A 24,316-nucleotide genomic window follows, 5' to 3' on the forward strand; every position below is an offset into this window, starting at 1 on the left:
TGGTCCCGCCATTGCATGAACTCCAGAGCTTATCGCCCTGCGTCGGCGACCCCGCCCGCGCCGAGCGCATCGCGCAATTGCCGCAGCGCATCCCCAAGCGCTTCGATCTCTGCCGCGCTGCGCGACCCCGCGACGATCGACGCCGACAGGCAAAAGCCGGGGCGTGGCTCGGCCAGGCCTGCGGCCACGGTCACGACGCCGCGATGCGCGAAGCCCTCGTCGACGGCAAAGCCCTTCGCCGCCGCCTCGCGCACCTGCGCGGCATAGGTCTCGAAATCGAGCGCGGCCTGCCAGCGCACCGGTGCAAAGCGACGCGCAAGTTCACGGGCATCGACGCCCTGCGCCGCCGCGAGCGCCCGGCCGGCCGCGCCCCCGCCGAGCGGCTGGCGCTGTTCGTCGGCGAGGCGCAGCCGCATTCCGGCATCGCTTTCGGCATGCGCGAGCAATTGCATCCGCTCGCGCGACACCGCCGCCCACAGGCCAACCGCCGCCTCGCTGCGCTGCGCAAAGCGAAGCATCAGCGGGCGGGCGCGTTCGGCAAGCGCAGCGGCGCCCCCATTGTCGAGCAGTGCAGCTGCCTGCCAGGCCGCGGTCAGCCGGTAACGCTTGCCCGGCTCGGCGCGCTCGATCGCGCCTTCGCCTGCCAGCGTCTTGAGAAGATTGAGGCAGCTCGACGGACTGAGGCCGAGGCTACGACCGATGTCCGACAGCGTCAGCGGTCCCGCGTCGGCGAGCAGGCGCAGGATTGCGAAAGCCAGAGAAACGGAACGCACGGGGCCAGTCATCATCTCTCTATATTTTCATATATATGAAAGAACAATTCTCAATGTTGAAATGATGCATTGCCCGCCCTATCGCGCTATCGATTGATTCGACGGGAGAGTGGCATGAGCGGTTGTCTGGACGGCAAAGTGGTCGCGATTACCGGCGCGGGACGGGGCATCGGGCGCGAACTGGCTCTCCACTGCGCCGCACAAGGCGCAGCGGTCATCGTCAACGACCCCGGCGTCGCGCAGGCAGGCGATGGCGGCGACGCTGCACCGGCGGAGACCACCGCGAACGACATTGTTGCCGCGGGCGGCAAGGCTGCCGCCAATTTCGGCAATGTCGCCGATCCCAAGGAAGCCGCCGGCATCATCGAGGATGCGGTCGCAAAGTTCGGCCGCATCGATGCCGTCGTGAACAACGCCGGCATCCTGCGCGATACCATCTGGCACAAGATGAGCTACGAGGATTGGAAGAGCGTCATCGAGGTCAACCTCACCGGCGTCTTCAACGTCTCGAAGGCCGCCACGCCCTGGTTTCGCGAACAGCAGTCGGGCAGCTTTATCCACTTCACCTCGACCAGCGGGCTGATCGGTAACATCGGCCAGGCCAATTATTCCGCCGCCAAGCTCGGCGTCGTCGCGCTGTCGCAGTCGATCGCGCTCGACATGGCGCGCGTCGGGGTGCGATCGAACTGCATCGCGCCCTTCGCGTGGAGCCGCATGACCAGCTCGATCCCGGCGACGACCCCGGCAGAGCAAGAACGCGTCAAGCGGTTGCAGGAAATGTCGCCCGACAAGATCGCACCGCTCGTCGCCTATCTCGCCTCCGACCTGTCGAAGGATGTGACCAACCAGATCTTCAGCGTGCGCAAGAACGAGATATTGCTTTTCTCGAAGCCGCGCCCGGTGCGCTCGATGGCCAAGCTCGAAGGCTGGACCGCCGAAGCGATTGCCGACGAGTTGATCCCCGCCTTCCGCCCCGCCTTCGCGCGCGCCGACGAGGTGTCGGCGCATGTTTTCCCCTACGACCCGATCTGAGGACTTCAAGATGAGCAACCCCGGCATGGACGCGGACGTCTTCGAACAGTTCATCGAACAGCTTCAGCGCTATGTGCGCGAGCGCCTTCTCCCCGCCGAAAAGGCGATCATCGAGAGCGACGCGATCCCCGACGATATCCTGTCCGAGATGCGCGACATGGGCCTCTTCGGCCTGACGATCCCGGAGGAATTTGGCGGCGCGGGGATGAACGTCAGCCAGTATATCCGCACGATCCACACCATCAGCTATGCGATGCCGGCCTTCCGATCGATCATCTCGATCAACATCGGCATGTTCGCCTCGGCGCTGAAGAATGGCGGGACCGAGGCGCAGAAGGCCGAATGGCTGCCGCGCGTCGCCGCGGGCGAAATTGCCTGCTTCGGCCTCACCGAACCCGGCTCGGGATCGGACTCGGCGGGGCTTCAGACCACCGCGACGCAGACCGACAACGGCTGGGTCTTGAACGGCACCAAGCGCTACATCACCAACTCGCCCTTCGCGAAGGTCGGCCTGATCATGGCGCGGACGAGCAAGGAAAATCTGCCGAAGAACGCCCATGTCTCGGCCTTCGTCGTGCCGATGGATGCCCCTGGTGTATCGATCGGCAAGTCGGACAAGAAGATGGGCCAGGCGGGCAGCCACATCGCCGATATCGTGATGGACGATGTCCGCGTCGGGGGCGAAGCGCTGCTCGGCGGTGAGCTCGGCAAAGGCTTTGCCTATGCGATGATGAGCCTCGACAACGGCCGCATGTCGGTCGGCGCCGCGGCCACCGCCTACGCCCGCCGCGCGCTCGACAGCGCGGTACGCTATGCGACCGAACGCAAGGCGTTCGGCGAACCGATCGCGAATTTCCAGCTGATCCAGCAGATGCTCGCGCAGAGCGAAATCGATATCTACGCCGCCGAATGCATGATGGAGGACGTCACGCGCCGCGCCGACGCGGGCGAGAATGTCCTGCGCAAGGCGGCGGCATTCAAGGTCTTCGCCTCCGAAATGTGCGGCCGCGTCGTCGACGCCTGCGTCCAGGTCTATGGCGGCGCGGGCTATCTCGCCGAATATGACGCCGAGCGTTTCTTTCGCGATGCCCGCATCTATCGCATCTACGAAGGCACGACGCAGATTCTGCAGCTGCAGATCGCGAAGCATATGCTGCGCGAGTTTGCGGCGGCGAATTGAGGGTGGAGCGCCGCCTCACACCCTATCGTCATCCCGGCCTTCGCCGGGATCTCGCCGGCGGGGGACGACGGAACACGCCATGTATAACCTCCTCTCCGGCCTGTCGGTGATCGAAGCCTCCTCCTTCGTCGCCTCGCCCACCGCCGGGCTTTATTGCGCACAATTCGGCGCCAAAGTGATCCGCGTCGACCAGATCGGTGGCGGCCCCGATTTCCGCCGCTGGCCGGTGACAGCCGAGAACAACTCGCTCTATTGGGAGAATCTCAATCGCGCGAAAAAGTCGGTGGCGCTCGATCTGTCCCGGCCAGAGGGGCGCGAGTTGCTGCAGCAACTGGTCCGCGCGACCGGCCAGTTCATCACCAACTTTCCGGCGGGCGGCTTCCTGTCGCACGACACGCTCGCCGAAGGCCGCGCCGACCTGATCACCGTGCGCGTGATGGGCTGGGCCGACGGCTCGCCCGCGCTTGATTATACGGTCAACAACAGCGTCGGCTATCCGATGCTGACCGGCGCGGGGCCCGAACCGGTCAACCATGTCCTGCCCGCCTGGGACCTGCTCACCGGTGCCTATGCCGCCTTCGCACTGCTCGCCGCGATCCAGAGGCGCAGCGTCAGCGGCGAAGGCGGTGAGGTCCGCATCCCCCTGTCGGACGTCGCGATCGGCACGGTCGCCAACCTCGGCGGTGTCGCCGAAGTCCTCTATTCGGGCGAAAACCGCCCGCGGCTCGGCAACGCGGTCTACGGCCTCTTCGGACGCGACTTCGTGACGCGCGACGGGCAGCGAACGATGATCGTCGTCGTCACCCCGCGCCAATGGGCGAACCTCGTCACCGCGCTGAACCTCGGCGAGGCCATTGCGAGCATCGAAAATGCACGCGGCGTCTCGTTCGCCAAGGACGATGGCCTCCGCTTCGACCACCGCGATGCGCTCTACCCGCTGTTCGAACAGGCGATCGCGAGCCGCGACCATGCCGATCTCGCCGCCGCCTTCGACGCGGGCGGGATCGTCCATTCGCCCTACCGCACGATGCTCGATGCGGTTCAGGACCCGGCGCTCGTCGCGAACAACCCGATCTTCGGCGCGGCGCAGAACCCCAGCGGCTTCGCCTACCCCGCCGCGGGCGCCTTCGCCACCATACCGCAGGCGGACCGCGAACCCCCGCGCCCTGCGCCGCTCAACGGCCAACATAGCGAGGAAGTGCTCGCCGCCTGCCTGTCCCTATCCTCGGGCGAAATCGCCCGCCTGATCGATACGGGGATTGTCGGTGTCGGCTGAATTGCCCCACTTCCCCTTCCTGTGCCCCCGCGAAGGCGGGGGCCCATCATCCGATCCTTGCGATGCCGGCCAGCGGTTGCTGAGGGCTGAGAGGGCAGGTGATGGACCCCCGCCTTCGCGGGGGCACACGCAATTTATGTTTGGAGATTAGAAAATGACCCTTCGCCGCGCCGCCATCGTCGCCCCGATCCGCACCGCTGTCGGCAAGTTCGGCGGATCGCTCTCCTCCATGACCGCCGGCGCCCTCGGCGCGGTCATCCTGAAGGCGCTCATGGAGCGCACCGGGATCGACCCCGCGCGGGTCGATGACGTCGTCTTTTCGCAGGGCTATGGCAATGGCGAAGCGCCGGCGATCGGCCACTGGTCGTGGCTCGCCGCGGGCCTGCCGCTCGACGTGCCGGGCTACCAGCTCGACCGCCGCTGCGGCTCGGGACTGCAGGCGGTCGTCAACGCCGCAATGATGGTCCAGACCGGCATGTCCGACGTCGTCGTCGCGGGCGGCGTCGAATCGATGTCGAACGTCGAGCATTATTCGACCGATATCCGCAAGGGCGTGCGGGCGGGGAACCTCACGCTCCACGACCGGCTGACCCGCGGGCGGCTGATGTCGCAGCCCGTCGAACGCTTCGGCGTCATCACCGGGATGATCGAGACCGCCGAAAATCTCGCCAAGGATTATGACATCAGCCGCGAGGCCTGCGACGCCTATGCCGTCCGCAGCCACCAGCGCGCCGCCGCCGCCTGGGCGAACGGTCTGTTCGACGACGAACTCGTCCCCGTCTCGGTCCCGCAGAAAAAGGGCGACCCGGTCGTCTTCGCCCACGACGAAGGTTACCGCGCCGACGCGACGATGGAAACATTGGGCAAATTGCGCGCACTCGAAGGCGGCGTCGTCACCGCGGGCAATGCGAGCCAACAGAATGACGCCGCCGCCGCGTGCCTCGTGGTCGCCGAGGACAAGCTCGACGAGCTCGGGCTGACCCCCATCGCCTGGTACCACAGCTCGGCTGCGGCGGGCTGCGATCCCAGCCGCATGGGCATCGGCCCCGTCCCCGCGGTCGAACGCCTCTTCGCGCGCAATGGTCTCGGCTGGGGCGACATCGACCTCGTCGAGCTCAACGAAGCCTTCGCGCCGCAGGTGCTCGCGGTGCTCAAGGGCTGGGGCTGGTCCGACGACGACAGCCGGAACGAAATCCTCAACGTCAACGGCTCGGGCATCTCGCTCGGCCATCCGATCGGCGCGACCGGCGGCCGCATCCTCGCCAATCTGACGCGCGAACTCGTTCGCAGGAATGGCCGCTACGGCCTTGAAACCATGTGCATCGGCGGCGGCCAAGGTATCGCCGCGATCTTCGAGCGCGCGGCTTGAAGGATATCCGACCAATGGACATTGGAGCGGCCTCTCCGCAAAAAGCCGTTCGTGCTGAGCTTGTCGAAGCACCGTCCTTCCTTCGCCGCGTTGAAGCGAAGAACAACCCTTCGACAGGCTCAGGGCGAACGGATTTTTGGTGATGCTTGCTAATCTGAACGCTGCGCTGATTGCCGCGCAGGCGTATCGCGGTGCGGCACAAGCCGCGCTCGCCGAGCGGCTGGCGGCCACCCCAATCGACAGCGAGCAGCGCGCGGCGCACGGCTTCGCATGGGTCGCGACCACGGTCGCAGCGCTCGAAGCGACGCTCGACTGGCTCGAGGCGGGCAAGGGCACAAACCCGCTCGACGCGCAGATCGCTACCCTCGCCTTCGCCGAGAGCATCGGCCAGCTCACCGGCGGCCTGCCGATGGGCCAGAACGAGATTTTCCGCCCCGCCGACCTCGGCCTCGCCGCCGCCGCCCGAACGCTCGCCGACGCCTGCGCGAACCTGCTCGACGCTGACCATGCCGTCACCCGCGCCGAGGTCGCCGCCGCGCTAGCCGAAAATCAATGGCCAAGCGAGACGCTCCACGACGCCGACCTCGACGCGATCCGCGACCAGTATCGCCGCTTCACCGACACCGCGATCATCCCGCACGCGCATGGCTGGCACCTCGCCAATGAGCTGATCCCCGATGCGACGGTTCGGGCGATGGCTGAGCTAGGCACCTTTGGCGTCTGTATTCCCGAGGAATTTGGCGGCCTCGGCCTCGGCAAGCTCGTCATGTGCATCGTTACCGAGGAACTATCGCGCGGCTGGATCGGTACCGGTTCGCTCGGCACCCGGTCCGAGATCGCGGGCGAGTTGATCGTTCATGGCGGCACCGATGCGCAGAAGGCCGAATGGCTGCCGCGGATCGCCAGCGGCGAAATCCTGCCCACCGCGGTGTTCACCGAACCCGACGTCGGCTCGGACCTCGGCTCGTTGCAGACCAGGGCGCGGCGCGAGGGCGACCATTGGGTCATCGACGGCGCCAAGAACTGGATCACCCACGCCGCGCGTTCGGACCTGATGACGTTGCTCGCGCGCACGCTGCCCGACGCGAAAGGCTATGCGGGCCTGTCGATGCTGCTCGTCCCCAAGCCGCGCGGGACCGAGGCCGATCCCTTCCCCGCCGCCGGCATGACCGGCAGCGAGATCGAAGTGCTCGGCTATCGCGGGATGCGCGAATATGCATTGCAATTCGACGCCATGACCGCACCCGCCGACGCGCTGCTCGGCGGCGAGGAGGGGCAAGGCTTCAAGCAGCTGATGCGCACCTTCGAGGGCGCCCGCATCCAGACCGCCGCGCGCGCGGTCGGTGTCGCGCGCCGCGCGCTCGAACTCGGGCTCGACTATGCGCGCACCCGCAAGCAGTTCGGCAAGGCGATCGTCCATTTCCCGCGCGTGTCGGACAAGCTCGCAATGAGCCTCGTCGATTTCGTCATGGCGCGCGAACTCAGCTACGCCGCTGCGCGCGCGAAGGATAGCGGCAAACGCTGTGACATCGAAGCCGGTATGGCAAAGCTGCTCGGCGCGCGCGCCGCCTGGGCGAACGCCGACGCCGCGCTGCAAATCCACGGCGGCAACGGCTATGCACTTGAATATGAGATCAGCCGGGTGCTCTGCGATGCGCGCATCCTCAACATCTTCGAGGGCGCGGCCGAGATTCAGGCGCAGGTTATCGCGCGCGGGCTGACCGGAGGACGCAATTGATGAATGATTGGAGCGCCTGGATCGGCCGCGAGGATATCCGCCACGATCATGTCGAGCCGGGCGCGGTGAAGCGCTGGCTCGCGACGCTCGACCGCTCTGCGCCCGCCGACGGCAGCGTCCCGCAGGCCTATCACTGGTGCCTCTGCCTCCCCGACGCGCCGACGGCGATCCTCGGCGCCGATGGCCACCCCGTGCGCGAGGATAGCGACGACAGCTTCCTGCCCCCCATCCCCCTCCCGCGCCGCATGTGGGCCGCAAGCAAGGTCGAATTCCTCAATCCCCTGCGCCCCGGCCAGAGGGTAATGCGCAGCTCGCGCGTCGCCGCGATCACCGAAAAGCAGGGCGGCAGCGGCGCGCTCGTCTTTGCCCAGATCGCGCACGAAACGCATGGCGACGGCGAACTCGCGGTGCGCGAGACGCAGACCATCGTTTTCCGCGAACCCGCGCCCGGCGGCGCCCCACCAGCCCCGCCGCCGCCGGGCGAGGGCCGCTTCGATCCCGGGGGCTGGGACGCGCACCGGATGCTTGTGCCGTCGGAGGCGCTGCTGTTCCGCTACTCGGCGTTGACCTTCAACAGCCACCGCATCCACTATGACCTGCCTTATGCGACCGAAGAAGAGGGCTATCGCGGCCTCGTCGTCCACGGCCCGCTCACCGCAACGCTCCTCCTCGACCTCGCGCAACGCCATTTCGGCGACAACGCCCTCACCCGCTTCGATTTCCGCGGCACGTCTCCGGCGATCTGCGGCGAGCAATTGCATCTGGCGCTGCGCGGCGACGGCGACGATATCGTTCTTGGGGCTTTCGCGAGCGACGGGCGGCAGGTGATGGCGGCGAGCGCCGCCCGCTAACTCAGGCGCGGCGCCCCCGGCCTCCCGCGCTATCTCCCGCAACCTTTGTCGCGCGATAATCGCGTTTCGGCGCAGCGCAGGCGCGCCGCCGGCCAATTACGCCCACAGCGGCAAGGCAAAGCACGATACTCCGTTATCCTCTCCCTCCCCCCTTAGGGAGGTGCGCCGGCGGCCCCATCCGTCGGCGCAAATTTTTCAGCTTTCGCCGAACAGATCGCGCTGCGCCTCTTCGAGCGCTTCGAAATAGCGGCGCCGTGCATGTTTTTCGGTGACGACGCCGATCACCTTTCCGCCATCGTCGACCACCGCCAGTTCATCGGCCGAGGCGGCATCGAAGGCTGCGATCATCGCCTCGACCCCGGTTGCGGGGTGCAGCGTGTCGTCGGTCAGCGTCGCAAGGCTGGCGATCGGGGCATCGCCCGCAATGTCGGGATGATAGGCCGCGGCTGTGACGACGATCCCGCCATAGCGGCCCTCGCCATCGGTGAGTACGGCCTTGGCCGTCGAACCGAGCGGCACGCGCAGGCGGAAATCGGCGACGGTCATGGCGGCGGGGACGGCGGTCCAGTCGGTGCGCATGATCCGTCCGGCGGTGAGCGTCAGCAACCGGCCGATGTCGCGCGGACTGCGGATCTTCGAGCCGCGCAAATGCAGGCGCCAGGTCGAGAAGCTGTAGCCGAACCATTCGCGCGTCAGCGCGCTCGACACCAGCGTCGCGGTCAGCACCACGCCCATCAGCGCGAAATCATGCGTCGTCTCGAGCATCAGCACCGCGAGCGTCATCGGCCCGCCGACGACCGAGACGCTGAGCGCCGCCATGCCGACCAGCGCCGCGTCATTGGGATCGAGTGCGATGCCGAGGGGGCTCATGTTGACGAGGCCCGCGAAGATCTGTCCGATCAGCGACCCCAGGAACAGCGAGGCAAAGAACAGCCCGCCGCGAAAGCCGAAGCTGAGCGACACGACCGACGCCGCGATCTTGAGCAGCAGCACGATGGCGAGGAAGGACAGCGCCGGGCGCAACACCAGATCGAGGTGCAGCGCGCCATGCCCCGCCGACAGCGTCTGCGGCGACACCAGCGCCAAGGGGATCAGCAGCAAGCCGCCGATGAGTGGCCGCCAGCCTGCGATCCGTTGCCATCCCTGAACGCGAATTTCGGCGAAGGTAACGAGCCGCATGATGAGGATGCCGAACAGCGCGGCAACCAGCCCGAGCAACGCATAGGCAAGATAGTCGGCGGTCGAAAAAGCGCGGTCGACGGTCGTCGCGATCAGATAGGGATCGACGCCGAGCGCGCGGCTGACGAACACGGCCGACAGCGCCGCGACCATCACCGGGGCGATCGCGGCGGGGGGATAATTGCCGATGACGATCTCGAACGCATAGAAGGCGCCGGTCAGCGGGGCGCCGAAGGCCGCGCCGATCGCCCCGCCCGCCCCGGCGCCGACCAGCGTGCGCAGATCGTTGCGGCGCAGTGCGAACCACTGGCCGAGCTGCGAGGCGAAGCCGCCGCCCATCTGCGCATAGGCGGCCTCGAGCCCCACCGACGCGCCCGCACCGTTCGAAATGATCGTCTGCGACGCGATCACCAGATTGTCGGCAAAGGGAATGCGTCCGCCGTGCAGCGCGTTTGCCTCGACCACGTCGACGGGCATGCGCTTGCGGTTGCGCAGGCCGCGCGCGAGCAGGACGAGCAGAAGGCCGCCGATGGGCAGCGCGACCAGCTTCCATGGATGATGGATCTCGCCGAGCGCGCTCAGCCGGTTGATCGTGACGCCGTAAAGAAGCTGCTGGATGCCATGCGCCAGAAATTGCTGGATGTTGGTCAGCACCCCAGCCGCCAGCCCCGCCAGCGCGGCGAGCAGGATGAACGCGGCTTCGCTCTCGCGCAGCCGCCGGCGTTGCCGCGCGGCGGCGATCAGCAGACGGGTTTTGCGTATCCGGAACACGTCGGCGCTCCAAGCGCGGCGGCGGCTCCGGGTCAAGTGTTAAGCCGCTTCGTGCCCGTGACATGCCTCGCACAGCGCCGCGATGATTCGCTGCATCTTGGCGTCGGACAGGCTGTAATAGCGCGTCTGCGCCTCGCCGCGCGCCGACACGATGCCCTGGTCGCGAAAGCGCGCCAGATGCTGCGACACCGCCGATTGCGACAGCCCGCTGAGTTCGGTGAGTTCGCCGACCGACACTTCGCGCTCGTCCATCTGGCACAGCATCAGCAGCCGCTCGGGATGCGCGAGCAGCTTCAAATAGTCGGCCATCTCGCGCGCATCGCGTTTCAGGATCGAAAGGTCGGTCGGCTTGGTCATGGGGAGAGGGTTCCTTCACGGCCATCGTCGCGCAGGACGATGTAAATCGCGGGAATAACGAGCACGGTGAGCAGTGTCGAGGAGGCGAGTCCGAAGAGCAGCGAAATCGCAAGGCCCTGAAAGATCGGGTCGGTCAGGATCGTCGCCGCCCCGATCATCGCCGCCGCCGCCGTCAGCACGATCGGCTTGAAGCGGATCATCCCCGCTTCGAGCAGCGTATCGCGCAGCGGTTTGCCCTCGCCCTTCGCATGGTTGATGAAGTCGACCAGCAGGATCGAATTGCGCACGATAATCCCGGCGAGCGCGATGAAGCCGATCATCGACGTCGCAGTAAAGGGCGCGCCGAACAGCATATGCCCCAGCACGATACCGACGAGCGTCAGCGGGATCGGCGTCAGGATGACGAGCGGAATCTTGAAATTGCGGAACTGCCCGACGACCAGGACATAGATGCCCAGCAGCGCAACCATGAAGGCCGCGCCCATGTCGCGGAAGGTCACCCAGGTAATCTCCCACTCGCCGTCCCACAGCAGGGTCGGCACCTGTTCATCGTCGGGCTGACCATTGAAGCGGACCACCGGCTTTTCCATCCCGTGCGCCTTCCAGTCGAACGCCTCGATCGCATCGTCGACCGCGAAGATGCCATAGATGGGGGCTTCATATTCGCCCGCCAGTTCGGCGGTGACCATATCGGCGGCGCGGCCGTTGCGGCGGAACAGCGCGGGTGATCCCGCCTCCTCGCGCGCATCGACGATCTCGCCGAGCTGGACGAGCCGCCCGCCCGGTCCCATCGTCGCAACCGGCGTCGCGGCAAGGTCGGCGCTCCAGCTGCGCTGCGACTGATCGAGCGCGATGCGGATCGGCAGCGGATCGCGCCCGTCGCCGCGCGGCGCATAGCCGACGGTCTGCCCGCCCAGCAGCGCGCCGATACTGTCGAAAAGCTGGCGCTCCGAAATGCCATAGGCGTCCATCCGCGCCCGATCGGGTATCAGCCGCAGCCGCGGGCGCGGGACGCCGAAACTGTTGTCGACATCCACCACATAGGGGACGGTGCGGAACAGCGCCTCGACCTGCGCGGCGGTCTTGCGCCGCGTCACCTCGTCGGGGCCGTATATTTCGGCGAGCAGCGTCGCGAGCACCGGCGGTCCCGGCGGGGTTTCGACGACCTTGATCGACCCACCGGCGGGCAGCGGCAGCGCTTTCTTCAGCCGCTGGCGCAGATCGAGCGCAATGGCGTGGCTCGACCGGTCGCGCTCGCCCTTGGGCGCCAGCGTCACCATCAAGTCGCCCATCTCGGGCCGATTGCGCAGGAAATAGTGCCGCACGAGGCCGTTGAAATTGAACGGCGCCGAGGTGCCCGCATAGGCCTCCATCGACCGCGCCTCGGGAATCTCCCGCACCACCGCGGCGGCGGCGTCGAGCGTGCGCCCCGTCGTCTCGAGCGACGTGCCCTCGGGCATGTCGAGGACAAGCTGCACCTCCGACTTGTTGTCGAAGGGCAGCAGCTTCACCGTCACCGCCTTGAAATAGAACATCGAGCAGGCGACGAGCGTCGCGGCGCCGACGGCAATCAGGAAATTGCGCGCGCTCTTGCGATCGCGGATCACGCGGATGGCGACGCGGCCATAGAGCGCGCCGAGCTTGCCCCCGCCCGCATGGTCGTGCGCCCCCTGCGCCAGCGTATCGCGCGCAAAGCGCACCATCAGCCACGGCGCGATGATCACCGCGACGAAGAAGGAAAAGAGCATCGCCGCCGAGGCGTTGATCGGGATCGGCGCCATATAGGGGCCCATCAGTCCCGATACGAACAGCATGGGAAGCAGCGCCGCGACGACGGTCAGCGTCGCGATGATCGTCGGATTGCCGACCTCGGCGACTGCATCGACCGTCGCGTCGATCCGGCTGCGCCCGTCGCCCATCGCCCAGTGGCGCGCGATATTCTCGATCATCACGATCGCGTCATCGACCAGGATGCCGATCGAAAAGATCAGCGCGAACAGGCTGACGCGGTTGATCGTGAAGCCCATGATGTTCGACGCGAACATGGTGAGCAGGATCGTGGTCGGGATAACCACCGCCGTCACCCCCGCCTCGCGCCAGCCGATCGCGAAGCCGATCAGAATGACGATCGACACCGTCGCGAGTCCGAGGTGGAAGATCAGCTCGTTCGCCTTTTCATTGGCGCTTTCGCCATAATTGCGCGTCACCGCGACCTCGACGCCCGGCGGGATCAGGCTGCCGCGCAGCGCCTCGACCCGCGCGACCACAGCGTCCGAAACATTGACGGCGTTCGCCCCCGAACGCTTCGCGATGGCCAGGCTGACCGCTCGCGCCATCGACCAGCGATCGCCCGCGCCCTTGGCCCAGCGCCATGCGCGCGCCTGATCCTCACCCGGCCCCTGCGTGACCGTCGCGACATCGCGCAGATAGACGGGATTGCCGTTGGCGGCGCGCACCGTGATCGTCGCCAGTTGCTCGGCGCTGCGGACCGTCTGTCCGGCAACGACGGCGGTCGCCGCGCCGCCTTCGCGCACCGTTCCGAGCGGGAAGCTGCGGTTTGCCTGTCCCACCGCGTCCATCAGCGCGCCGAGCGAGACGCCATGCGCGGCGAGTCTCGCCGGATCGGGAACGACGCGAAGCTGTTCCTCCTGCCCGCCGGTGATGAAGGTCAGGCCGACATTGTCGACCTTCGCAACCTCGGTCCGCAACCGGGCGGCGAGCGACCGCAGCGCCTGCTCGTTCCAGTCGCCGCGCGCGCCGGCCTTGGGCGACAGCGTCAGCACCACGATCGGCACATCGCTGATTCCGCGCACCGTGACCTGCGGCGGCTGGATGCCCTGCGGCAGCTTGTCCATATTCGCCGACAGCCGCTCGTTGATGCGGATGGCGGCGTCGTCGGGATCGGACCCGACCAGAAAGCGCGCGGTGACCATCACCCCGTCGTCTTCGGCCTGGGTATAGACATGTTCGACGCCGTCGACGCTCTTGACGATCGTCTCCAGCGGCTTGCCGATCAGTTCCACGGCATCGCTCGCGGACAGGCCGGGCGCGGCGACCATCAGGTCGACCATCGGCACGCTGATCTGTGGCTCCTCCTCGCGCGGGATCGTCATGATCGCGAGCAGCCCGACCATTATGGCGGCGAGCAGCATCAGCGGCGTCAGCGGACTGCGGATCGTCGCGCGCGTCAGCCGCCCCGACAGGCCCAGGCTCATTTGCCTGCCGCCCCGCGCGCCACCGCGATCAGCGTGTCGCCCTTGCCCGCGCCCGACAATATCTCGACCCGCGCCGGATCGTCAGTCGGCGCGATCTGGACCGGCACCCGCGACGTCGCATCCTTGCCGACGATGATCGTCACATAGTCGATGCCATAGCTGGTTTCGACGAAGCGGCGCGGAACGACGAGCGCCTGCCGCTCGCCGACCGCAACGCGCGCCGTGACGCGGCGACCGACCATCGTGCTGGCAAGTCCGGGGATCGGAACGTCGGCCGACATCTGCCCGCCGCTGACCGCGGGATAGACGCGGCCGACGCTGGCGCGCGGCGGCGCCGCGCCCTTGTCGTCCGAAAGTCCCGTCGCCAGCACCGCGCTTCCGACATGAACCTTGTCGGCCAAGGTTTCGGGCAGTTCGAGGCGCAAGACCATCGGTCCCGAGGTGATCGTCGCGATCGACGTGCCGGGCGCGACCGCCGAACCCGCCGGAACCTGCGCGATCAGCACGCGCCCTGCCGAGGGGGCGACCACCGCGCCCTGCCCGGCGACCGCACCGACCGCCGATTGCTGCGCCCGCGCCGCCGAAACCTGTGCCCGCGCCGCACGCGCCTGCGCTTCGGCCTGATCGAGCCGCGCCTGCGCATAGACGCCATTGGCATGGAGGTAGCGCACGCGCTCCAACTCGGCATCGGCCTGTGCGGCCTGCGCTTGGGCCGCCGCCGCCTGTGCGCCATAGGCCGCGCCTTCATAGCCGAGGCGGCTGTCGACGACGCGGCCGATCACCTGTCCCTTGCGCACCATGTCGCCTTCGCGAACACTCAGACTATCGAGGATGCCGGGAATGCGCGCGCGGGCGTCGGCCATGTCGACGCTCGTTACCAGCGCGCCAACATCCTTCCAGTCGGTGATCGTCACCGGCTGCAACGCCAGCCTTTCGCCCGTCACGGCCGCGCTCTTTTCGGCGGGCGCAGTCGTCTCGCCGCCACAGCCGGCGAGCGATAGCGATGCCGCAAACAGGGCGGCGCTGAGCAGCGCAGAGGTGAGCAGGGATGATGGGCGCATCGTCAATTCCCCGTCACGACCGGCAGGCCGGCCGCGCGCCAGGCGCCCATGCCGCCAGCAAGATGGGTGTCGATGTCGGGCCGCCCCGCCGCCGCCTTGTCGAGCGCCATCGCCGAACGGCGACCCGCGGCGCAGGTCAGGATGACCGGCTTGTCGCCCGCCGGAAGCGCGCTCGCCTGAAACCGCGACAGCGGCATCGACAGCGCGCCCGCGACATGGCCGCTCGCGAATTCGTCCGATTCGCGGACATCGACCAGAATCGCACGCTTTTGGTCAAGCAAAGCCGCAAGCTGCTGTGCGGGAATCTCCTTATGGCGCGGTTTGCGGAATAGGCTCAGCATGACGAAACTCCTCGGTTGACCGGCACGCTAACCGGCGCGGCCAGATTTCGACACTGATAATATTACTTAGTTGTAATATTCGCAATATCTAATATTATGCCGACAGCAATCGGGTCCGACTCACCGAACTGGCCGCACACCGAACCATTTGAAAAAGCCGGAGCCAGCCAGCGCCGGAACAAGGAGAGAAAGCATGTCGTTACCGCGGATCGTCGTTCTGGGCGCCGGACTCGGCGGCACCATTGCCGCTTACGAAATACGGGAGGCTTCCAAGGGCAAGGCCGAGGTGATGGTGATTTCCGACCAAGAAAATTACTGGTTCGTCCCCTCCAACCCCTGGGTCGCGGTCCGCTGGCGCGAACCCGAAGCGATCTGCGTTCACCTGCCCCCCGTCATGAAGCGCAAGGGGATCGATTTCACCGCGGTCGGCGCGAAGCGCGTCCACCCCAAGGAAAATCGGGTCGAACTGAATGACGGCGCCTTCGTCGATTATGATTATCTGGTCATCGCGACCGGGCCGAAACTCGCCTTCGACGAGATCGAGGGCTTCGGGCCGGAGGCGAACACCGTATCGGTATGCGCCACCGATCATGCCGCCGCCGCGGCCGATGCCTTCGACCGCTTCTGCGAAAATCCGGGGCCGATCGTCGTCGGCGCCGCACAGGGCGCCTCCTGTTATGGGCCGGCCTATGAATTCGCGCTGATCCTCGACACCGAACTCAAGCGCCGCAAGCTGCGCGACCGGGTGCCGATGACCTTCGTCACCGCCGAACCCTATATCGGCCATCTCGGCCTCGATGGCGTCGGCGATACCAAGAGCCTGCTCGAAAGCGAGCTGCGCAACCGTCACATCAAATGGATCACCAATGCGCGCGTCACCAGCTTCGAGGCCGGCATGGCGCATGTCGAGGAAGTCGCCGAGGACGGCAGCGTCAAGGCCAAGCACGACCTGCCCTTCGGCTATTCGATGCTGCTACCCGCCTTTCGCGGCGTCGATGCCGTCTTCGGCATCGAAGGACTGACCAATCCGCGCGGCTTCATCATCGCCGACAAGCATCAGCGCAATCCGACCTTCGCCAACATCTATTCGCTCGGCGTCTGCGTCGCGATCCCGCCGGTCGGCCCGACCCCGGTCCCGGTGGGCGTGCCCAAGACGGGCTTCATGATCGAATCGATGGTCACCGCGATCGCGCAGAATCTGAAACTCGAACTCGCCGGTCAGCCGCCGAAGCATGAGGCGACGTGGAACGCCGTCTGCCTCGCCGACTTCGGCGACGGCGGCGTTGCCTTTGTCGCGCAGCCGCAGATCCCGCCGCGCAACCTCAACTGGTCGTCGTCGGGCAAATGGGTCCATCTCGCGAAGATCGGCTTCGAAAAATATTTCCTGCGCAAGGTCCGCAAGGGCGAGAGCGAGCCCTTTTACGAAAAGCTCGCGATGCATGCGCTCGGGATCAAGAAACTCCGCTTCTGACGAAAGGAAGACCCATGAACCTCGATCGTGCCGTTTTGCGCTTCGCGGGCGTCGTCGTGCTGACGAGCGTGCTGCTCGCCTGGTTCGTCCATCCCTGGTGGATCGGACTCGCCGCCTTTGCCGGGCTCAACATGATCCAGGCAAGCTTCACCGGCTTCTGTCCCGCGGCGGCCATTTTCAAGCGTCTCGGCGTGCGGCAGGGAGCCGCCTTTAAGTGAAGCGCGCCGCGACCCTGCTGACGGCGGCATGCCTTGCTGCACTCGCGCTGCCGCACCCCGCGGCGGCGCAGGATTTGGCGACCGCCATCGCCGACGCGCGCGCGCACTCGCCCGCGCTCGAAGCGGCGGCTGCCGATGCCGATGCCGCCGCCGCGCGGCTTGCACAGGCGCGCGCCGCCGCCGGTCCCACCGCCAGTGTCGAGGGCAGCGTCGGCACCGGCCGGCTCGACCCCGGCGGCTATTTCGGCCTGACCGCGCAAAGCGTGACCCCCAGCGCCGTGCAACTGGTCGGCGAATACCCGCTCTACGCCGGTGGACGGATCAGCGCCGCGATCGATCAGGCCGCAGCGGGCAGCCGCGCCGCGACGCTTGGCAAGGATATGGCGCGCCAGAATCTGACCCTCGCGACTGTCGGCGCCTATGCCGAAGTGCTCACCGCGCGCGATCTTGTCGCGAGCTATGGCAAGCTCGTCGATGCGCTGGGCGAGATCGTTCGTCATACCGGCCTGCGCTACGACGTCGGCGATGCGACGAGCAGCGAGGTCGCCCAGGCGAAGGCACGCCGCGCCGAGGGACAGGCCGGTCTCGTCCAGGCCCAGGGCCGCCTCACCGCCGCGCTCGCCCGCCTCGAGCGGCTGACCGGCAAGCCTGTCGGCGATCTCGCCCCCCTGCCCCCGCGCCCCGAGGTTCCCGCGACGCTTGGCGAAGCGGTCGAGGCCGCCGTCGCCGCGAATGTCCTGCTCGCGCAGGCCGATGCCGGGGTCGACGGCGCTGCCGCGGGGGTACGCGCCGCCAAGGCGACCAACCGCCCGCAGCTCGGCGTCTTTGCCGAGGGCGCGCGGATCCGCGACCAATTCTTCCCTGACTATCGCGCCGATAGCGTCACCGTCGGGCTGCGCGGGCGCTGGACCTTCTTCGACAGCGGCGCGGGCAGCGCGCGCGTCCGCGAGGCGCAATCGAAACTCTCGGCCAGCGAAGCGCGGCTGCGTCAGGCGCGCGACGACGTCACCCAGGCGGTGATCGAGGCGTGGAGCGGGCTAGACAGCGCCGAACGCGCGCTCGATGCCGCGCGCGATGGCGACGCCGCGGCGCGCGAAGCGCTGCGCGGCACCCGCCTCGAAGTGCGCTCGGGCGCCCGCCCGCCGCTCGCCGAGCTCGATGCCGAACGCGAAGCGATCGCCGCGACCGCACGGCTCGCCGAAGCGCAGGCATCGGTGCAGACCGCGGCGTGGCGCCTCCGCCTGCTCTGCGGTATCGAATAGGCCTCCTCCTCCACTGGACAAACGGCGCCGTCTCACTATATTAGTTTTATCTAATATTTTAAACGAAGGAATGATCGCATGGACGACCTTCACCGCGATTCCGCCGCCGCGCTGATCGACAAGGCGCGCGCAACCGGCCGTATCCCCGTCGTCAAAAGCTTCTTCGACGAACCGACCTTCACCGCGACGCACGTCGTCCACGACCCCGCGACGCGCAAGGCGGCAATCATCGACTCGGTGCTCGATTTCGACCAGCCTTCGGGCCGCACCGGCCATGCGTCGGCCGACGCGATCGTCGATTATGTCCGCCGCGAAGGGTTGACCGTCGAATGGCAGATCGAAACCCACGCCCACGCCGACCACCTCTCCGCTGCCCCCTATCTGCAGGAGAAGCTCGGCGGCCAGATCGTCATCGGTCGGCATATCGAAACGGTGCAGACGGTGTTCGGCGCCATTTTCAACGAAGATGAGCGCTTCGCGCGCGACGGCTCGCAGTTCGACCGGCTGATGGCTGACGGCGAGCGCTTCATGCTCGGTGAGATCGAGGGAATGGTGCTCCACACCCCCGGCCACACGCCGGCGTGCATGGTGTGGATCATCGGCGATGCGCTGTTCACCGGCGATACCTTGTTCATGCCCGACTATGGCACCGCGCGCGCCGACTTTCCCGGCGGCGATGCGCGCACCCTCTATCGCTCGATCCAGCGCTTGCTGTCGCTCCCCGGCGAAACGCGGCTGTTTCTCTGCCACGATTACAAGGCGCCGGGTCGCGACAGCTTTGCCTGGGAAACGACGATCGCGGTCGAGCGCACCGCCAACGTTCATGTCCACGAAGGCGTGGACGAAGATCAGTTCGTCGCGATGCGCGAGGCGCGCGACAAGACGCTGTCGATGCCGCGGCTGATCCTCCCGTCGATCCAGGTCAATATGCGCGCGGGTCATTTCCCCGAACCCGAAGCGAACGGCACCCGATATCTGAAGCTGCCGCTCGATAAGCTGTAGGATAGCGCGCGCGATGACCGACCCCATGACGCTCAGCCTCGCCCAGATGATCCTCGGCGCGCTCTCCGGCGTGCTCGTCGGCTTCACGCTCGGGCTCGTCGGCGGCGGCGGGTCGATCCTTGCGGTGCCGCTGATGGTCTATCTCGTCGGGGTGCCGCAGCCGCATGTCGCGATCGGGACCGCAGCACTCGCCGTCGCCGCCAATGCGGCGGTTGGGCTGACCAACCATGCGCGCGCTGGCAATGTGCGCTGGCCGTGCGGGCTGACCTTCGCCGGCGCCGGAATCGTCGGCGCCTTCGCCGGATCGACCCTCGGCAAGAGCTTCGACGGCGCCAAGCTGCTCTTTCTCTTCGCGCTGCTGATGGTCGTCATCGCGGTCATCATGCTGCGCAAACGCGGCCAGGTCGGCGATCCCGCGGTGCGGATCAGCCGCGAAAATGCGCCGCGCCTGCTCGGCTACGGCCTCGGCAGCGGAGCGTTCAGCGGCTTTTTCGGCATCGGCGGCGGCTTTCTGATCGTCCCCGGCATCGTCGCCGCGACGGGAATGCCGATGATCAACGCGGTCGGCACCTCGCTGGTCGCGGTAACCGCCTTCGGGCTCACCACCGCCGCCAACTATGCCTGGTCGGGCCTCGTCGACTGGCAGCTTGCCGGGCTGTTCATCGCGGGCGGCGCGCTGGGAAGCTGGCTGGGGCTCAAGGGTGCACAGCGCCTGTCGGCCAGAACCGGACGGCTCAACACGCTGTTCGCGCTGCTCGTTCTCGTCGTGGCCGCCTATATGCTCTACCACAGCGCGGGGGCCATGCTCAGCTGAGCGCATATCACATTTACACGATATTATGAATTATATATGATCGCTGTCGAGCGAGAGGAAGCTCCCAGAGGAATCCCGATGCCCGACAACAGCGACAACCGGCCCGCTGCGCGCCCGATCCGCATCGGCGACACCGCGCCCGATTTCATCGCGCGCAGCACCGCCGGACCGGTGCGGCTCAGCGATTATCGCGGCCGATGGCTGCTCTTCTTTTCGCACCCCGGCGATTTCACCCCTGTCTGCACCAGCGAATTTCTGGCCATCGCACGCGCAGCCGATCGCTTTGCCGCGCTTGATTGCGCGCTACTCGCCCATTCGGTCGACAGCCTTTTTTCGCATCTCGCGTGGATCCGCGCGCTGCGCGACGACTTGGGCGTCGCCATCCCCTTTCCGATCGTCGAGGACCCCTCGCTCGAAATCGCGCACGCTTTCGGCATGGTCGACGCCCAGTCCTTCAGCGCCGCGACGGTGCGCGCGGCCTTTTTCATCGATCCCGACGGCGTCGTCCGTGCGCTGACCATCTATCCGCTGACCGTCGGCCGCTCGGTCGACGAGATGGTGCGCACCGTCGCGGCGCTCCAGCGCACGAGCGACGGGTCGGCGATGACGCCCGCGGGTTGGCAGCCCGGCGACGACCTCCTCGTCCCGCCCGAACTCGCCACCGAAGGCGTGCTCGCGGCCGACAATCCGACCGGCTGGTTCTACACGCTCGCGAAGGATGCCAGGGCGCGATGACCGGTGAGGCGCTCATCGACGACGATCTGGTCGAACTGCTGCGCGTCCTCGCGCATCCGGTGCGGCTCAAGCTGATCTTCGCCGTGCGCGATCAGGAGCTTGCCGTGGGGCAGATCGAAAGCGCGACGGGCATCGGCCAGCCATTACTCAGCCAGCAACTCGGCGTGCTGCGCAACGCCCGGATCGTCGAGACGCGGCGCGAGGCAAAGCAGATTTTCTACCGCCTGAAACCCGAAGCGCTCGCGCCCGTCCGCGCGCTCGCCGACCAGTTCGGCGCCAGTCCCGCCGCGACGACAAGCACCCGCGACGCCTCCGCCAGCGCCGCCCATTTCGCGAGAATTTTGCGCTAGCCCCGATCCCCGTCGATCTCGATCTGCCGCGTGGCAAGCGCCCGCATCGCGGGGCGGTGGCTGACGAGGATCAACCCGCTTCCCGTCTCCGTAAACCACTCGCCCAGCCGCACGATCAGCCGCGCCTCGGTCGCGCTGTCGAGCCCTTCGCTCGGTTCGTCGAGCAGCAGGAACGGCCGCTGCGCCAGCAGCGCTCGCGCCAGCGACAGCCGTTTGCGCTGTCCGCCCGACAGCCGCGCGCCGTCGTCGCCCAGCCAGCAGTCGAGCCCACCGGGCAATTGCGCAACGACATCGTCAAGGCAGGCAACGGTCAGCGCCGCCTGCATCTCGTCGCGCGTGATGCCCGGCCGTGCGAGCGACAGATTGTCGGCCACACTGCCCGCAATCATCGCCGCATCCTGCGCCGCGAGCGCGAACAGCGACCGCCGCGCCGCGAGCGGCAAGCCTGCCGCATGCAATCCGCCGATCCGCACATCTTCGGGCGCATCGTCGCGCAGCCCCGTCAGCGTTTCGAGCAACCGCGTCTTGCCGCTCCCCGACCGCCCGGCGAGCAGAACGCGGTCGCCCGGAACAATGCGGTGCAGGGCGCCCGCAACCGTCAGTTCGACGATCGGCTGCGCCGGCGCGCCGTCGCTCGCCGGGGCGGCGGCGTCCGGAAACATCGCATCGAGCCGCGCGCGCGCACCGCGGCTCTTCCAGCGTTGAATGTCGAGCCGGGCGAGGCCGCCGACGATCTCCATCGCGGCGGTCGCAGCAAGCGCTGCGAGCGCGACAACCGGGGCGCTAGCGGGCGACAGCGCGACGATCGCGGCCACCGCCGCACCGGTCAGCCCCCAATGCACGATCGACACCAGCGTGTCGGCGCCGGCCATCGCCGCGCGGGCGCTGTGGAGCGGCGCTTCGGCCGCCGCGATTGCCGCGCGCACGTCGGCGGCAAGCCCATAGACCGCAATATCGTCGCCCCCGGCGGCGAGTTCGACATAGCATCGCTTGAGCGCACCGAGCGCTGCGCTTTCGGCGTCGAGCGCGGGCGCGATCCGGTCGCGCCCGATCCGGCGCGCGACTGCAAAACTTGCCCCCGCTGCGCCCAGCAAGGCCGCTGCAGCAGCCCAGCCCGCGAGTGCCATCAACAGCATCGTCCCCGCGAGCGTTGCGATGCCCGACGGCACCAACGTCGTGCGCAGCAGCGCCTCCTCCAGCGTTTCGACGTCGCCGCCAAGCCGCGCCGCGACATCGCCGCGATTGTGGAGAAGCGCCGTCGCCGGCGGCGCCGCGATCAACCGCGCAAACAGCACGGCACGCACCTCGGCAAGGGCAAACAGCATCGCCTGATGGCTGAACAGCCGCTCGCCATAGCGCGACAGCGTGCGCAAGATCGCCAGCCCGCGGATGGCGGCGCTGGGCACCAGATAATTGAACGCCTTGACCGCCGCCGCGCCGGTCAGGCCGGCAATCGCCGCACCGGTCAGGAACCAGCCCGACACCGCGAGCAGGCCGATCGCCGACAGCGCAGCGACCGCAGCTGCCGCCATGCCGAGCAACACCGCGCGGCGCTGGCCCGCGCGCGCGGATCGGAGCAATGCCGCGATCATCCGATTTCCACCACGCTGTCCGCCGCACCGATCAGCGCCGGATCGTGCGTCGCCGCGACGATCGTTCGGGTCGTCGCAGCGGCCTGCAACACCACGACGACGCGCGCGGCACTCGCGGCGTCGAGGTCGGCAGTCGGCTCGTCGAGCAGCAGCAGCGGGCGGGGCGACAGCAGCGCGCGCGCCAGCCCGATCCGCCGCCGTTCGCCGCCCGACAACCCGCTGCCGCGGTCATCGACAACCCAGTCGATCCCGCCGCCGCGCGCGGTAATCAGCGCCGAAAGACCGAGCGCGTCAAGTTCGGCAATGATCGCAGCATCGCGCGCATTCGCCACTCCGACGAGAAGATTGGCGCGGAGACTCCCGGGCATCAGCAAGGGCCGCTGACCCGCCCAACCGCACAGCCGGGCGAGCGCGCGTGGGTCGATCGCGGCATCGTCGGCGTAAAGGCGCCCCGACTCGACGGGCACCTGCCCGATCAGCGCGCGGAGCAGACTGGTCTTGCCCGATCCGCTCGGCCCAACGATCAGGTGAAGGCCGGAGCCGGTCCAGCGCGCGCTGATCGGTCCGATCGCCGCGCCTTCGGGGTGCCGAACGACCAACGCATCGACCACCAGAGCCGCCGGTGCGCCGCGTAACCGCGGCGCGACTGCGTGACCGGCCATCGGCGCCTCCGCGGCGGCAAGCGCCGCCAGCGCCGCTTCGCCTTGCTGCTTGTCGTGATAGGCGGCCGCAAGGCGGCGCATGCCGAGATAAAATTCGGGCGCGAGCGCAAGAACGTAAAAGGCTTCGGCGAAGTCGAGGCTTTCGGGCGCGCGAAAGGGCAGCAGGCCGAGCAGCGAAAAGCCGCAATAGACCGCGACGAGCGCGACCGCGAGCGCGCTGAAAAATTCGAGGATCGCGCTCGATGCAAAGGCGATGCGCAGCACGCCCAGCGTCCGTTCCGCCAGATCGCGCGCCGCCCCGCCGATCTGCCGCGTGACGCGATCCTCGGCGCCATAGGAAAGGATCAGCGGCAGCGCGCGAACCCGGTCGACGAACAAGCCGCCGAGCCGCGACAGCGCCCCCAATTGCGCCTCGCTCGCCCGCGCCGCGGCGCTGCCGGCGAGCGCCATGCCGATCGCGAAGGGCAGCAGCGTGCCGAACAAGATCGCCGCGGCGAAGCTGCTTGCGGGCAGCGCCGCCAGCGCGATCAGCAGCGGGGAAAGCATCGCGGCACGGCGCAGCGGCAGGAAACGCGCAACATAGGGCTCGATGCGGTCGATCGCGGTCACCGCCAGTTCGGCATCTTCACCGATCAGGCGTCCGCGCCCCGCCGCGCTCACCATGAGCGCGGGCGCGACCCGCGCGCGCAGCTCGGCGGCAAAGCGCGCGGCGTGGCGCAGGCCGATCGCAAAGGCGCCGCCCTGCAAAGCGCCGCGTGCCAGCGCCGCGCCAACCAGCAGCAGCATCCACGCCCAGCCCGCAATGCCGAATCCCGCGTCGCCCCCTCCGCCGCCGCGAAGGTCGCGCGCAACGTGAAGCGCCAGCAATTGCGCGAGCGCGAGCGCGAAGAGCACCGCGGCAACGGCATCGCCAAGCCAAGCGGCCAAGGCACCGCGGCTGGCGGCGGGTGCTGCAGATGTGGCGTTATCTCTACTTGACATTTTTCTAATATTCACACATTCCCATATTCATTAAATGACGATGCCGCAAGCCGTGCGGCACCCCGCCGAGTCGCTGTTCAGGAGTG

21 protein-coding genes are annotated in these 24,316 nt (G+C 67.7%); 13 read left to right on the forward strand and 8 right to left on the reverse strand.

Going from position 1 to position 24,316, the window contains the following annotated elements:
* Window positions 1–29 precede the first annotated feature (29 nt).
* The gene (locus P1IM2_RS15675; RefSeq protein ID WP_260834177.1) at window positions 30–773 is read right to left on the reverse strand and encodes a helix-turn-helix domain-containing protein; all 744 of its coding nucleotides are present in this window, start codon (window positions 771–773) and stop codon (window positions 30–32) included.
* 114 nt (window positions 774–887) lie between these two features.
* Between P1IM2_RS15675 and P1IM2_RS15680 the strand changes: the two genes are divergently transcribed.
* From P1IM2_RS15680 to P1IM2_RS15705, 6 genes are all read left to right on the forward strand, one after another.
* On the forward strand, window positions 888–1,805 hold the full coding sequence (locus P1IM2_RS15680; RefSeq protein ID WP_186403014.1) for an SDR family NAD(P)-dependent oxidoreductase: 918 nt from the start codon (window positions 888–890) through the stop codon (window positions 1,803–1,805).
* A gap of 10 nt (window positions 1,806–1,815) precedes the next feature.
* Window positions 1,816–2,985 (forward strand): acyl-CoA dehydrogenase family protein, encoded by a 1,170-nt coding sequence (locus P1IM2_RS15685; RefSeq protein WP_186403015.1) that lies wholly within the window; start codon window positions 1,816–1,818, stop codon window positions 2,983–2,985.
* 79 nt (window positions 2,986–3,064) lie between these two features.
* Window positions 3,065–4,261, forward strand: a complete 1,197-nt coding sequence (locus P1IM2_RS15690; RefSeq protein WP_186403016.1) for a CoA transferase — start codon at window positions 3,065–3,067, stop codon at window positions 4,259–4,261.
* A gap of 154 nt (window positions 4,262–4,415) precedes the next feature.
* Window positions 4,416–5,630: an acetyl-CoA C-acetyltransferase gene (locus tag P1IM2_RS15695; protein ID WP_186403017.1), complete on the forward strand. Its 1,215-nt coding sequence runs from the start codon at window positions 4,416–4,418 to the stop codon at window positions 5,628–5,630.
* A 142-nt stretch (window positions 5,631–5,772) separates the two neighbouring features.
* Complete coding sequence (locus P1IM2_RS15700) at window positions 5,773–7,368, forward strand: acyl-CoA dehydrogenase family protein (RefSeq protein ID WP_186403018.1); 1,596 nt, start codon at window positions 5,773–5,775, stop codon at window positions 7,366–7,368.
* Window positions 7,368–8,219, forward strand: a complete 852-nt coding sequence (locus tag P1IM2_RS15705) for a MaoC family dehydratase N-terminal domain-containing protein (protein WP_186403019.1) — start codon at window positions 7,368–7,370, stop codon at window positions 8,217–8,219. The genes P1IM2_RS15700 and P1IM2_RS15705 overlap by 1 nt, the downstream gene beginning before the upstream one ends.
* 195 nt (window positions 8,220–8,414) lie before the next feature.
* Here the strand turns inward: P1IM2_RS15705 and P1IM2_RS15710 are convergent, their stop codons facing one another.
* Genes P1IM2_RS15710 through P1IM2_RS15730 form a run of 5 tightly spaced genes read right to left on the reverse strand, consistent with a single transcriptional unit; the run spans window position 8,415 to window position 15,143 of the window.
* Window positions 8,415–10,169, reverse strand: a complete 1,755-nt coding sequence (locus tag P1IM2_RS15710; protein ID WP_186403020.1) for a chloride channel protein — start codon at window positions 10,167–10,169, stop codon at window positions 8,415–8,417.
* Window positions 10,170–10,208: 39 nt separating this feature from the next.
* Entirely contained in the window at window positions 10,209–10,526 is a 318-nt protein-coding gene (locus tag P1IM2_RS15715) for an ArsR/SmtB family transcription factor (protein WP_062766819.1), read from the reverse strand.
* Window positions 10,523–13,741: an efflux RND transporter permease subunit gene (locus tag P1IM2_RS15720; RefSeq protein WP_186403021.1), complete on the reverse strand. Its 3,219-nt coding sequence runs from the start codon at window positions 13,739–13,741 to the stop codon at window positions 10,523–10,525. The genes P1IM2_RS15715 and P1IM2_RS15720 overlap by 4 nt, the downstream gene beginning before the upstream one ends.
* A complete protein-coding gene (locus P1IM2_RS15725) occupies window positions 13,738–14,802 on the reverse strand; it encodes an efflux RND transporter periplasmic adaptor subunit (protein ID WP_186403022.1) in 1,065 nt (354 codons plus the stop codon). The genes P1IM2_RS15720 and P1IM2_RS15725 overlap by 4 nt, the downstream gene beginning before the upstream one ends.
* Before the next feature lie 2 nt (window positions 14,803–14,804).
* On the reverse strand, window positions 14,805–15,143 hold the full coding sequence (locus P1IM2_RS15730) for a rhodanese-like domain-containing protein (protein ID WP_062902285.1): 339 nt from the start codon (window positions 15,141–15,143) through the stop codon (window positions 14,805–14,807).
* Window positions 15,144–15,336: 193 nt separating this feature from the next.
* Here P1IM2_RS15730 and P1IM2_RS15735 point away from each other — a divergent pair, with 193 nt between their 5' ends.
* The 7 genes from P1IM2_RS15735 (at window position 15,337) to P1IM2_RS15765 (ending at window position 20,995) form a co-directional block, all read left to right on the forward strand.
* Window positions 15,337–16,614 carry an NAD(P)/FAD-dependent oxidoreductase gene (locus P1IM2_RS15735; protein ID WP_186403023.1) on the forward strand — a complete coding sequence of 426 codons (1,278 nt, stop codon included), beginning with the start codon at window positions 15,337–15,339 and terminating at the stop codon, window positions 16,612–16,614.
* A 14-nt stretch (window positions 16,615–16,628) separates the two neighbouring features.
* Window positions 16,629–16,832 (forward strand): DUF2892 domain-containing protein, encoded by a 204-nt coding sequence (locus P1IM2_RS15740; protein ID WP_003044352.1) that lies wholly within the window; start codon window positions 16,629–16,631, stop codon window positions 16,830–16,832.
* Window positions 16,829–18,094, forward strand: a complete 1,266-nt coding sequence (locus P1IM2_RS15745) for a TolC family protein (RefSeq protein ID WP_058811341.1) — start codon at window positions 16,829–16,831, stop codon at window positions 18,092–18,094. Before P1IM2_RS15740 ends, P1IM2_RS15745 begins: the two co-directional genes overlap by 4 nt.
* Before the next feature lie 78 nt (window positions 18,095–18,172).
* Window positions 18,173–19,096 carry an MBL fold metallo-hydrolase gene (locus tag P1IM2_RS15750; RefSeq protein ID WP_186403024.1) on the forward strand — a complete coding sequence of 308 codons (924 nt, stop codon included), beginning with the start codon at window positions 18,173–18,175 and terminating at the stop codon, window positions 19,094–19,096.
* Window positions 19,097–19,109: 13 nt separating this feature from the next.
* On the forward strand, window positions 19,110–19,910 hold the full coding sequence (locus P1IM2_RS15755) for a sulfite exporter TauE/SafE family protein (protein ID WP_409574543.1): 801 nt from the start codon (window positions 19,110–19,112) through the stop codon (window positions 19,908–19,910).
* A 78-nt stretch (window positions 19,911–19,988) separates the two neighbouring features.
* The gene (locus tag P1IM2_RS15760) at window positions 19,989–20,645 is read left to right on the forward strand and encodes a peroxiredoxin (protein ID WP_186403025.1); all 657 of its coding nucleotides are present in this window, start codon (window positions 19,989–19,991) and stop codon (window positions 20,643–20,645) included.
* Entirely contained in the window at window positions 20,642–20,995 is a 354-nt protein-coding gene (locus P1IM2_RS15765) for an ArsR/SmtB family transcription factor (RefSeq protein WP_058811338.1), read from the forward strand. The genes P1IM2_RS15760 and P1IM2_RS15765 overlap by 4 nt, the downstream gene beginning before the upstream one ends.
* On the opposite strand, the gene P1IM2_RS15770 is transcribed toward P1IM2_RS15765, so the two are convergent.
* Window positions 20,992–22,587, reverse strand: coding sequence for an amino acid ABC transporter ATP-binding/permease protein (locus P1IM2_RS15770; RefSeq protein ID WP_186403026.1), 1,596 nt, complete (start codon window positions 22,585–22,587; stop codon window positions 20,992–20,994). The genes P1IM2_RS15765 and P1IM2_RS15770 overlap by 4 nt on opposite strands.
* Window positions 22,584–24,230, reverse strand: a complete 1,647-nt coding sequence (locus P1IM2_RS15775) for an ATP-binding cassette domain-containing protein (RefSeq protein WP_260834178.1) — start codon at window positions 24,228–24,230, stop codon at window positions 22,584–22,586. Before P1IM2_RS15775 ends, P1IM2_RS15770 begins: the two co-directional genes overlap by 4 nt.
* Between the last annotated feature and the right edge of the window lie 86 nt (window positions 24,231–24,316).

Origin of the sequence: Sphingopyxis sp. P1IMeth2 (genome assembly GCF_900185685.1) — a bacterium.
Lineage (GTDB): Bacteria > Pseudomonadota > Alphaproteobacteria > Sphingomonadales > Sphingomonadaceae > Sphingopyxis > Sphingopyxis terrae_A.